The organism is Armatimonadota bacterium (assembly GCA_039679645.1).
GTDB lineage: Bacteria > Armatimonadota > UBA5829 > UBA5829 > UBA5829 > UBA5829.
In genome coordinates, this window is the sequence record JBDKUO010000068.1 from 1 (window position 1) to 12,478 (window position 12,478).

The 12,478-nt window shown below is 48.9% G+C and carries 9 protein-coding genes; 1 reads left to right on the forward strand and 8 read right to left on the reverse strand.

The window, feature by feature from the left end:
• Positions 1-270 precede the first annotated feature (270 nt).
• Positions 271-3,837: a transcription-repair coupling factor gene (gene mfd / locus ABFD83_14715; protein MEN6358322.1), complete on the forward strand. Its 3,567-nt coding sequence runs from the start codon at positions 271-273 to the stop codon at positions 3,835-3,837.
• Between the two features lie 69 nt (positions 3,838-3,906).
• Here the strand turns inward: mfd and ABFD83_14720 are convergent, their stop codons facing one another.
• The 8 genes from ABFD83_14720 to ABFD83_14755 form a co-directional block, all read right to left on the reverse strand.
• Entirely contained in the window at positions 3,907-4,491 is a 585-nt protein-coding gene (locus tag ABFD83_14720; GenBank protein MEN6358323.1) for a TIR domain-containing protein, read from the reverse strand.
• A 2-nt stretch (positions 4,492-4,493) separates the two neighbouring features.
• A complete protein-coding gene (locus ABFD83_14725) occupies positions 4,494-5,339 on the reverse strand; it encodes a macro domain-containing protein (GenBank protein MEN6358324.1) in 846 nt (281 codons plus the stop codon).
• A 1,142-nt stretch (positions 5,340-6,481) separates the two neighbouring features.
• A complete protein-coding gene (locus tag ABFD83_14730) occupies positions 6,482-7,453 on the reverse strand; it encodes an MBL fold metallo-hydrolase (protein MEN6358325.1) in 972 nt (323 codons plus the stop codon).
• Positions 7,454-7,457: 4 nt separating this feature from the next.
• Positions 7,458-10,166, reverse strand: a complete 2,709-nt coding sequence (locus ABFD83_14735; protein ID MEN6358326.1) for an N-6 DNA methylase — start codon at positions 10,164-10,166, stop codon at positions 7,458-7,460.
• A 147-nt stretch (positions 10,167-10,313) separates the two neighbouring features.
• On the reverse strand, positions 10,314-11,147 hold the full coding sequence (locus tag ABFD83_14740) for a DNA adenine methylase (GenBank protein ID MEN6358327.1): 834 nt from the start codon (positions 11,145-11,147) through the stop codon (positions 10,314-10,316).
• An 85-nt stretch (positions 11,148-11,232) separates the two neighbouring features.
• The gene (locus ABFD83_14745; GenBank protein MEN6358328.1) at positions 11,233-11,721 is read right to left on the reverse strand and encodes an N-acetylmuramoyl-L-alanine amidase; all 489 of its coding nucleotides are present in this window, start codon (positions 11,719-11,721) and stop codon (positions 11,233-11,235) included.
• A gap of 79 nt (positions 11,722-11,800) precedes the next feature.
• A complete protein-coding gene (locus tag ABFD83_14750; protein ID MEN6358329.1) occupies positions 11,801-12,124 on the reverse strand; it encodes a hypothetical protein in 324 nt (107 codons plus the stop codon).
• A gap of 82 nt (positions 12,125-12,206) precedes the next feature.
• Positions 12,207-12,473 carry a hypothetical protein gene (locus tag ABFD83_14755; protein MEN6358330.1) on the reverse strand — a complete coding sequence of 89 codons (267 nt, stop codon included), beginning with the start codon at positions 12,471-12,473 and terminating at the stop codon, positions 12,207-12,209.
• Between the last annotated feature and the right edge of the window lie 5 nt (positions 12,474-12,478).

Here is a 12,478-nt window from a genome sequence, read left to right on the forward strand (position 1 = left end):
CAGGTTGCTCTAATCGCGAAAACACGAAAGGGCGAAAACGCGAAAGGATCAGCGAGTGAAATGAATTCCAATGCAATTTATGGTTTGCTTCTATATTAAGACCATATCCTATTTCGTGCTTTCGGAAATTTCGCTCTTTCGCGATTAATAATCCGTGAATTTGACACGCACCCTGCGCTGGAGCGGGTGTTGAAGTATAATTACATATGTATGATAATTACCATTTCCTTGTAATCCGAACAGCTTGAAAAGGGTCGACTAAGCATTAAAATGAGTTTGCAAAATCTTCTTCAAATAAATAAGCGATTCTCCAAGTCACGCGAAGTGACCGATTCTATAATTAAAGGCGCTAAACTGGTCCAGGTGGAGGGGTTAGCCGCCGCTGCAAAAGGCTGGCTACTCGCCGGACTCTATTCTCACGTCCAGCGCACAACACTCGTGCTCACATTTACCTATGAGCAGGCCGAGCGTATAGCCGAAGACCTGCCTCTATATGGAATCCCCGCCGATCAGGTGATGTTCTATCCTCCAAGCGACTCGCTGATATATGAGGAGGGTCCGCCCAACTACAGTGTGATTGGCGAGAGACTTGCGGCGCTGCAGGCTCTGGCGCTGGGCGAAAAATCTGTGATAGTGGCACCGATAAATGCTGCCCTGAGGCGGACCATGACCGGCAGCGAACTGCTGTGCTCATATGCCAGCGTCAAGGTCGGCGACGAAATGGACATGGACAAGTTCGCGACGTTGCTGGTAAGCATGGGCTATGAGCATGCGGATGTGGTGGACCGCCACGGCGAGTTCAGCAAACGCGGCGGCATAATCGATGTCTACGCGTCCAATCATGAAAGTCCGATACGTATAGAACTTTGGGGTGACGAAGTCGAAAGCATCCGACACTTCGACAGCGCCAGCCAGCGCTCTACGTCCAAGGTCGAGTCTGCGCTGATCTTGCCGTCGCGCGAGGTGCTCTTAAATGGCGAGAGGGCTAAAAGCGCAATAGCCAGGATCCAAAAAGAACTCGACGCTCAGCTAAAGAGCCTGGCGGAGTCGGATGACAGTGAGTCCGCAAAACGTTTGTCAGAAAAGGTCAATGATGATATTCGCCGGATCGAGAACCTGGACTATTTCGACGAGCTTGAGTATTATCTGCCGTATCTCTTGTCCGATGAGGTTTCAATATTTGACTATCTGCCTGCCGACGCACTGATAGTGCTGGATGAGCCTATGCAGATCAAGAGCCACTGGGAGCAGCACGAGGAGCAGATGGTCGAGACTCTGATAAACAGGGCAGGCAGAGGGCTTTTGCTGGCATCGCAGCGAAGGCAGCATGTGCCGTTCGAATCCACTGTCAAGCGCGCCCTGGCGAGCCGCCAGGCCGTCGCGCTCACACTGCTTCCGAGACCGGTCAGTTGGGCAAAGTCTGACGTAATTGTTCAGATAGACTCCGCACCGATGGAGAGTTACGGCGGCAAACTGGAGGCTGTAGCCGACCAGGTCAAGACATGGCAGTCTAATGACCTGACAGTAGTCCTTGCCAGCCAGCAGGCCAAACGCATGCTCGAAATCCTGGCTGAGTTCCAGATCATGGCTGCAAGACTTGAGGATATCGGCGGCGGCTCGCAGGATGACGCGAACTCCGGCATCCCTGCGCCCGACACCCTGATTCCAGGCGTATATGTAGCGCAGGCCCCGCTTCGCTCGGGATTCAAGCTCAATGACGCCGGGTTGATGGTCGTCACCGATTCGGACATATTCGGAGCGCAGAGGCTCCACCGTCCGCGCAAGGCTTCCCATGAGGGCATACCGATCTCAAGCGTCCTCGATCTCAAAGAGGGCGATTATGTGGTCCATGTAAACCATGGCATCGGATACTATAGAGGCATTCACAAGCTCACCACGAACGGCGTGGAGCGCGAATACTTATTACTGGAATATGCTCACGACGATAAGCTCTACGTGCCGGCTGAGCAGATTGACCGAGTGCAGAAATATATCGGCGGTGAAGCCAGCCCACCTACAGTCCATCGACTCGGCGGCAGCGAATGGCAGCGCACGACCAGCAAGGTCAAAAAAGCTGTTCAGGAGATGGCGAAAGAACTCGTCGAGCTTTATGCGTGGCGGCAGGCTCTGGGCGGACACAGCTATAGCCCGGACACGGTATGGCAGGAGGAGATGGAGTCGGCGTTTCCATACCGCGAGACTCCCGACCAGCTCGCAGCAATTCACGACGTCAAGTACGACCTGGAGCAGCCCAAGGCTATGGACCGCCTGATCTGCGGCGATGTCGGTTACGGCAAGACGGAGGTCGCCATACGCGCCGCATTTAAGGTTGTCAATGAAGGCAAACAGGTGGCTGTGCTCTGCCCGACTACTGTCCTTGCGCAGCAGCACTTCAACACATTCAGCGAACGTCTTGCGGCATTCCCGATCTCGATAGGCCTGCTCTCGCGCTTCCGCACCAAGAAAGAACAGAAGGAGACCACTGAGGGGCTCAAATTCGGGACGGTCGATATCGCGATAGGCACGCACAGGCTCCTTTCAAAAGATGTCGAGTTCAAGGAACTGGGTCTTCTGATTATAGATGAGGAACAGCGCTTTGGAGTGCGCCACAAGGAGAAGCTAAAGCAGCTCAGGAAGACTGTCGACGTGCTCACCATGACCGCGACACCCATACCGCGCACTCTGCATATGTCACTCTCGGGCATTCGAGATATGAGTATAATCAACGACCCGCCGGAGGGACGCCAGCCGATCAAGACCATGGTTCGTGAGGCTCAGTCCGATATCGTGCGCGACGCTATCGTGCGTGAACTCGACCGCGGCGGGCAGGTGTTTTTCGTCCATAACCGGGTCGAGAACATCGGTCATGTGGCGGAACAGGTGCAAAAGCTGGTCCCATATGCCCGGGTCGATATCGCGCACGGTCAGATGCCTGAAAGCGAGCTTGAACGGGTAATGATGGACTTCTACGAGCACAAGTTCGACATCCTGGTGTGCACGGTCATCATCGAGAGCGGTCTGGACATCCCGAACGCAAATACGATCATACTAAATGACGCAGATAAGCTCGGTCTGGCTCAGTTATATCAGCTCAGGGGGCGGGTCGGGCGTTCGGACAGGCAGGCGTATGCCTATCTGCTCTACAGGCCGGACAAGGTGGTGAGCGAGATCGCCGAGAAGAGGCTTGCCGCTATCAAGGAGTTCACGGGTCTGGGCAGCGGATATCGTATTGCACTGCGTGACCTCGAAATCCGCGGCGCGGGTAATATACTCGGCGCCGAGCAGAGCGGTCAGATGGCCGCTGTCGGATTCGATCTCTACTGCCAGTTGCTGTCCAAGGCTATTTCGGAGTTTAAGGGTGAGGAAGTCAGTGAGATCGAGCTGCCGCCCGTGGACCTGCCTGTGGACGCATTCATCCCGCAGGGATATATGCCCACCGAGGCGCATCGAATCCTTTTCTATAAGAAGATGGCAGCCATAAAGAGCAAGGATGATGTGCAGGCTGTGCAGGACGAGCTTGAAGACCGCTTCGGCGACCCGCCGAGGGCCGTATGGAACATGCTCGCTATATTAAGGCTCCGCCTGCGCTGTTATGAGCTTGGGATCGCAAGCATATCTACCCTCAAAAAACAGGTGATTGTCCACTTCGGCCATGGCGTGCGCCTGACACAGAGCGTCTGCCTTGAGATTGGCCGCCAGCACCGCACGCACTATTTCCAGACGGATAAGCTCACTATAAATGTCTCCACGCCCTCGCGTGTGATCTCAGAGGTCGAGGATATGATTGAGGTTCTTGCGAAGGGGTTTAAGAGGGTGAAGGAGATGTTGATTGGGTGATGGGTGTTAGGGGTTAGGTGTTGGGGTGGCAATTTGCGAATTGCCACCCAGAAAATATTCCATCTACACTTACTTGCGAATATTACAGAATGTGTCATAGCATGTTAGGTATCCAAATGCTTCATGAGCTTCGTGTGAATAATGATTAACACTGCCATTTAGTTTCATGCTAAGTACATCAAATTGTCCAATAGCATCAAGAAGCGCATTTTTAGCAAAAGGTATATGAATTGCATTGGCGGTTGTATTATTAATCCTTTTACTGAGAGCTGTTGGCCAGTAACTCGAGAGCTTTTGCGGGTCAGCAATCGCCTTATATTCAACATACGCTATAATCAGCGGTAGTTTATAATTATCGACAGCATTTTCGATCTCGTATGAGAGTTTGCTCCCTGATTTACGAGTATCAGAACTAAGTATTACAACCATATTTTTTGAATAGGAAAGGCGCTCTTTAATCCTTGACTCGAGAGTCGCATCGAGACTTGTATCCCTAACAGCATAAGTTTTTTCATGGCTGTCAACATATGCAAATTCTATATTATTATTAGCATTCCAAGCTTTAATGTCGGCAAAATACTTGAAATCTGAAAGTACTGGATTTGTTTCTCCCAGCCCATCAAAAGCTATGTATGTTCCGTTTCGATATGCCATTACTAGCTCCAATTTTGCTTTATTGATATAAGGTTTATCTCTGACATCTTCACTGTAGGTAATACTATTCGAATCTCATCTGAGATTTTGTTAAACTTTGTCTCCTCAAATACAGCTGTTAGAATAAGATCGACGAGTATGTTGCTCTTGATACCCGTTCTTGCTAAGCCAGAGCCCATGAGAGGAATATTGATTGGTTCATTTGCACATACAGAACGCGCTTTTGTCAATAATCCCCTGAGAGCTTTATTAAGATCAGACGAATCCGCTTTTGTTTGCAATGTATTAATATCTGTGTGTGTGAGAGCCACAAAGAGAAACTTATTGCCACCTGTTGTAACAGCTGCTGTTGAGCCAATATCATATCTCTGTTGCTTACCACTTGCACGGGAAACAGTAGTAGAATCAATAGTTTTCAACTGCTCTGCTACTTGGGTATCCCAATCGTTTATGTTTCCACCCCAATATTTTTTAAGTACATTGCCATGCACACTTCTTTCTGCTATATGCTTGTTATCCACTATGCTATCAAAAAAATCATTAACGGCAATTGCTTTCCATCCGTTATTGCAGAACATGTCTGCAAATTCCACAATGATTTTCGTATCAAAGCCGTTGCTCATTATCTGGATGCTTTTCCTGAAGAAGCCAGAAATATAATAGCCATCAATAATCATCCACAAAATGCCAGCCATCGCCGAAAATAATAGTAGCTGCCAATATTTTAGATTGATCGATTTTCCTGTTAATCCGATGGCTGGATCAATTACAAGCCAAAATGCACCAAGCACGGTAAAAATTGATTTTGGATAACGCCAACCCACTGCTTTCAAGAATCGAAGAAACAATTCAACAGCTCCTAATATTATTTGTTATATCTAGAAGCATTTTCCAAGAGCTGCTGGACATTCAGCCAAAAAGGAAAATAACTCAACAATATGCCCACATTCTATCCACAATCAGCCAGGTTGTCAACAAAAACAATACTATCAAAAACAATACTATCTTTCCTGGGTGGCGATTTCCGAATCCCGAAACTAATCAACCAACAAATGGCGCATCGCTACAGAGTAATCCCCGAAGAAACCTATCCCTATCTGATCACGTGCACAATCATAAGATGGCTGCCTGTATTCATTTAGGTGCACAATAATCCGGTGCGCAAGGGGTTTAATCTTGGATGCTGGGGACTCAAGCGCAGGTTTTTACCTAAATAAGTGAGAAGGTCCGCTGGAAGTTGATATAACTGAGTGGTTGAGGTTTGCCGGATTCGGAAATAGCCACCCAGAATGCAAAAAGCTCGTGGGAACGATAACCGATCCAAGGGCTTATTGGTGAGAAGCATGGCGGTCCCAAGGGGAACCGGGGTATATGTATATTCCCTACCTCATTTCGCTTCACAGCTACACTCAACAAGAAACGCGGGCATGGGTTTAGATCGGCGTAACTTATTCTGCCATATCAGATGGCCACTTTCTTCCTCGTATCGCACTGACAGGTAAAGCCATTTGCCGAGCGCATTCGCTCCGCAGGGGCGAGGAGCTTTGTAAGGAGCGCTGGAGTATGATTATTCAAACTCGCTACTGATATCTTACACCCAACAAAAAAAACGTAAGCATGGGTGTAGAGCAGCGTAGTTCTCTTAATACCGACCACGTCGTCAAGCAAATCCGGCAGATTGCTCCTGTGTAAGCTGTTATGGAGGACCTCATTGGGATTGTATATCTTTCTATCAATATGCAAACTTCTCTTTCAAAACAACTCGCAGCCTGGTTTTGATCTCGTCTATGTCTGAGTTCTCAGGGATTGTAGTCCAGTAGTGCAGCAGTATGCCCGGATGCCACTAATTATCTTTTGTTCTTCACAACGTCAGTACGTAGATAGCAATTGAGCTGCAAACTTAACATTTGTCAGTCAGAAGTAATGCAAAAAGTATATGTGCATTATGGCAGGTTTGATTGACTCGATGCACATTGGTTTTACATAGCAGTCACTTGCAAATTGGCGAACAAAAACACTTTATTCTGCAAGCATGATCGTGATCGTCAGGTGTTACTTGAATACCTGTAGAACTGAAACAGAAAGATATATCTCCCGCGCAAGGCACATTAGTGTCACTTGAATTGCCACTGCAGAGATGTGTCGCCTGAGTGCAAAGTATCTTTTTGACATATTGACATTTTGAAATTGCCCGTATTGCGCTTTCGGAAGGGTGTTTGTATTTGTTAATAGAACCAACTGAGATCACGACATATTCGGGTTGGATTGCATTCAATACATCATCGACGGACACTTGATCATTCGAAAAATCAGAACCATGGTGTGGAAAGCGAAACACATTGGCTTGTGGGTCAAAACCATTAGATAAAATCCTACCCCAAGCCTCGGCTTGACTATCGGCACCAACGAGAATCCCATATGTCTTTTCATCTATTTTATATGATATTTTCACTACCGTTCCTATATCATTGCATACAGAAGTGGTATAAAAATCACCAAACCCAATATCAAGAATGTCGTTTTCATCCGGATAGATGGAATTTACACTCATGTTCCCAAGCTGTATAGACCCATTAGGGAGTAGAAATGTCGGTTTTGCCTTACAATGTTGAGCGATTGTTTGTCTGATTCCTTGTATCACAGATCGTGATCGTTTTCCTGCTCGCGTGTCTCGTTTATAAGATAGGCCAAGAATGAAATAAGTAAGCGCAGAAATATCCACACTACTAAGAACTCTTACGAACCCAGCATAGTGGTCTTCGTGGCAATGTGTTAGTACGATCATATCAAGCTTGATACCATTCTTGCTTAGATCAGTAAGTCGCTCAATAGTGGGCTTGGCATTAGCACAGTCAATCATAGCTGCAGTTTTGCCACCATAGTCAATTACCATTGAGCAGTCACCTTGCCCCACATTAAAAAATACGGCCTCAAATACTGTATTTGTTTTGGTTTGCCGCATGATTCTAGTCACCTATGCCCGAAAGCAGTTCATCGTTGTTTAAATATCCATAATCTAAAGGCTGAATACACATTAAGACTGGTTCGTGATGCTTTGAGTACAATAGATCAGCAGAAAATGTGGATTCCTTTCTTAGTAACCATCCTGAGCATTCAGTAGGAATTGCAATCCATACAGCTTCGTCATCAATATCACTGCTGCTCACCCAGATTCTCATTCGACGGTTTGTAACATCCAAGTCCTCTACAACTCCAACGATGGGAACTGGTTCGCCTCCCGGCCTTTGTGGCTCATTAGATGGTAGTGGTGTGTCCATCATCCACTTCTCTTTAGGTGGGCCAAACCCAGCGAAAAGAGTGTCCAAGAAGGCACACTCTGAGGTGCTAAGCTCGTAGGCTTGCCTAAGTATGAAGTCAATCTCAAGGAAGAGCTTTCTTCGATCTTCCGGTTCGTGCGTGCCAAACAGACTTAGCTCTGAGAGGCGGCGAACCAGTTCAACGATCTGATTTTGCTGAACCTTATCGAAGCAAGGGAAAGGAACCTGTTCCACCAAAACCGGTGATACCGACCGCGATGCTCCTCGAAAATAGGCCCAAGCGTTGGCAACGGTGCCGTTTACAACTGCCGCAATCTCTTCCAGTGTCGTTTCGGTTCCTTCATTAGGCACAATGCAGTGCATGTAGTTGGATGGAACCAAGCCAGCTATATCCACACAACCATACAGTCGCCATGGATTCCCGCCGGGTATAGCGCGTGCGCTAACGATCACTTTTGACTCTGACATGCGGTTCAAGACACCCAACGATATTGGTTTTGTAAACGTTCCGGGGAACTCGGCATAGAGCCGATCCTGCTCAGACCAGTTAGAGCAAAATGCCGCAAGGAACTTTTGCCCTCCGAGCCATTTTCGCCAATGGGGACCGGACTCTCGTTTGCTGAATCGCCCCCCAGTAGGGGGTTGGCCGCTAAAGACGCTGGCCCGATCTGACAACACACCTCTCTCGCAAAGCCGACTCCACATCTCACCGAGAGGTAGCGTAGAAATCACGCACGAATCCCGCCATTCTTTAGCCGCCAATGAGACCTCTGAGAAAGTTGGCCGTCCATGCTGGAGGAGTGCCTCTCGATCATCCTCCCTATGAACCGTCCATTGAACTTTGACGGGAAAGGCGAATTGTGGAGTCTGCCGTATCTTACGGACGAACATGACCACGGTCGATGCTGATGACATCGGCATCACGTCCCGTGGCAGATGCCACAATTCGAATATCTCAGCCTTATCCAGTAACAGCCGACGTTGCTGAGCACTTGTGCTGCTATCCAGGAATGTCTCTGGCAGTATCATGGCCAAAAAGCCATCATCGGCCAGCATATTCAAACTGCTGATCAAGAAAGCAGATGCACGTTCTTCGGAACGAGACCTAAGTTCGCGCATACGCTGCACTTGGGACTCACCGTCCTCCGCATCACCACCAAATGGAGGATTGCCAACTATGATCGATGGTCTGAGTGAATTGTCGAAATCCTGGGGAAAATACCCGCACTTCACTTTCCAGTTGTTCCCTGATGGAAGGCTATGCAGGATCAGAGAGACTGTCGCTATTTCCTTCGCAACGCGATCTGCATCTATGCCGAGTATGTGCTGGGACAGATATTCATGGCGCTCAGACGGTGTATACCACTTGGGCAGAAGCTGCTCCAAACGGTCATATGCTGCACGAAGAAATGTTCCAGAACCGCATGTAGGATCGAGAATTGTTCTCTGTTCCCGAGGCAACTCTTCCAGCGGAACGCATTGCAATATCTGGCGAGCAAGAGCTGTCGGCGTATAGTGAATGCCGTACTTCTTACGGTACTTATCATGTGGTGTAAGAAAGACGTTCTCGTATACGTCGCTCAATACCTCGTTTGTAAGTGCCCGAAAAGACATTCCGCACCTGAGAGTCGTTAGCATATTATCCAAGACACTATAATCCAATACCTCCTCCGCTTCCGGCGGAAAATAGTGAGGAAATAGGCGACGGACACATGGCAGCAATTCCCGAACGGATGCTCTTCTCATATCTGATTCGAGTAGGTTTGGGGCCTTCTCAGCAACTGCTTGTGCAGCTACAAGACGAATCGTAGCCTCCAACACTTGATGCTCATCTAGTAATACTTTCCTGTCCATCCGCGATCCTTCGGCCACCGCCATTTCCACTCGTTCCTTAAGCAGATTGCCGGTAATATTAAGTGCGTACGCAAGTAGATCAGGGTCGAAATCAAACAGCGAGTGTTGAAGATAATGGTGATTGCGGGTTTTCGCCTTTAATAAAGTGCGAGGTTCGAATGTTGCAAGGTTGTCCCTTAGGAATCGCTCAAGTTTATCATAGCCGATTTTTACCGGCTTGGGGATATGATGAGCATTAGAGTGAACTGTATAGAACGTAGTCTCGCGAGGGCTTAGCAAAGCAGCGATGGGACTCGCCAGATACAGAGACGGCTCTAGAACTTTTCCCACTGCCTTGGATGAATCCACCCAGGTGCCTGTTATACATGCGGTCTGTTGATCTTTACGTAATGAATCACCAAAAGCGACTAAGTCGACATTAACCCGGACTTTTTGGATAGGTACGGGGACTGGAAAGTCTCGTTCCAAAGCTTCTGAGGGGTAACCGATTGTTGTAAGAGCTTCGGACAGTATATTAACGGCTTCTTTCTTGTGAACGTTCATTTTGCCCCCGAACAAGTCTTTCTATCAGAAAACTTGCCAGCGTCAGTCAATGCACTTAATGTATTACAATACTGGCTTAATGTCAAATCGTGTCAGGATGGATGCCTCTTTTTTTGCATCTTTGGCGGTTTTATTGTATGGACATAATTAGTAATTCCTCCACACACACTCTATCCTCTTCTGTCTCTCACCCATCGCCCCAACGCCCTGCAGCCCGCTTGCCCGCGTCCGTCCGGCAGCTTTGCAGTTGACCTCCCACTCCTGCCGCTGCCAGCCGAGAGTGTCGTATAGCTCGTTGGGATAGCCGGAAAGCATTGCTTTGCCCTTGACATGCCGCAGCAGCTCCACCAGGTCCTGATGGTCCTCTTCCGTCATTTCGTGCCGGTAGCCGCCAGCGCGGCGAGTGCTCGGCACATAAGGTGGATCGAGATAGAAAAACGTCTCCGGCGTGTCATATATTTTGAGAATCCGGCGGAAGTCGTAGCACTCTATCTCTACTCTGCTGAGCCTCTCAGAAATGAGCGGAAGCATACAGAGCACATTCTTGTAGGCCGACGCTTTTTCGGCCATCCCGCGCGATGAAGAAGTAACACCCAGGCCGAAAGCATTACCGACTATACCGCTGAAACTGAACCTGGCCAGCACAAAGAACCTGCGCGCTCGCTCAACCGGATCGGTGTCATCATTGAGATGCTGGCGGCAGAAATTGTATTCCTCCCGGCTGTAAGGGCTGAGCCAGGCGCGCTGGTAGAAGTCGGCAAACTGGGTCGGATCGCGGAGGACTCGAAAGAAATTGACCAGGTCGCCGTCAAGATCATTGTATACCTCAACCGGACTGGGGTCCTTAGATAATAGTAGCGAGCCGCCTCCGCCGAACGGCTCGACATAGGTATGATGCTCGGGGAAGAGTGGAAGAAGCTTTTTGGCAAGCAGCTGCTTGCCGCCAAACCACTGAATTGGGGAATGAAGTTTTGTGGACATAATTACCTCCAAAAGCTCGAACACTTGTTCGCTTAATGATGCAAAAAAAGAGAGGCAGAGACACTACTCCCTGCCCATTAATAATCTACTGCAGATAACCTCTGACCAACTTCCCGAAAGCCTCCCATGGATAATTCTCCGGGTCAGTTTTGCGGCCTTTCGGAGTGGCGACTGCCGCGTGAGACTGAATGCAGTGGTCGGCGAGCGACAGACCGAACTTTGATATCAGCCAAGCGCACAAGCGAGCCGCAGCCTGGACTTGCTTTGTAGTCCACGCTTCGCCTGTTTTGTGTTCCTGCTCAATGCCGAACGAGATATCGTTGATGTTTTTGCGCCCGTTCCACGCGCTGACTCCCGCATGCCAGGTGTAATACTCCGACAACTGAGGATTGAGCTTATAGATCACTCCATCCTTGGTGATGTAGAAATCAGCCGACACGTATGATACTGCCTTTGTGAGCCAGTTCAGGTCACCCAGAGCATTTCCACCGGAATGATGAAGCACAATCAAGAGTGGCTTTTGCTTTCGCTTACTGAGATTTGCTGCAGGTTTTTCAATGAAGTTGGGTTGCAAGATAACCTCCTCCGTGGTCATCATGACCATGGTTCCGAAGGGTACCGTCATCACGACGGTACCCTTCGGAACAATTTGCCTACTGCGCAGCCGCAGTGCCTATTACGGCAGTTGCAGTGGCCGTGGCAGATTTGTGTGTGAACTCGCCGATTCTGTTCTTGACCTCGACGATCAGGTCAATGAGCTTGCCTGCGATTGCCATCACCGCCTCGGTAGGAAGCTGGACATCGAGGAGCATTGTTCCTGTCTCCATTCCGATCTCAAGCGCCTTGAGAACTGTCGCTTTCTTCTCCACGCCAGTGGACTTGTCGTCCTCAAACTCAGTAACGAGCTCCTTGACCGAGCTTACGATTGTCGGCAACGTGCCGATCAGCGCAATTGTTTTTGTAAGGTTGACTTTCATTGTTGACCCTCCAGTCAATAAAAAAGCCCGCCTCCGGAGAGGTCGGGCAGTAAAGCCGATGTTGAGTATTTTGTGCGGAATGTCAACGTGATATCAGATACACGATGAGAGCGCCATAGAGAGTGACTGATATTCCCCAGAGCAGATTGAGACTGATCGCCGATGCGCGAGTCTTCCAGAGCTTTTCGATCTGTTGTTCGGCTGTCTCCATGCGTTTCTTCTCCACTGCACAGCTCGGAATATCACCATCGATTATCTGATCAATCTGCTCTTTTATGTGTCCAACATCACCAGCTACGGTGACGAGCAGGTCATGATCAGATAGGTTATTGCGTTCGGATGCAGGCATTCAAC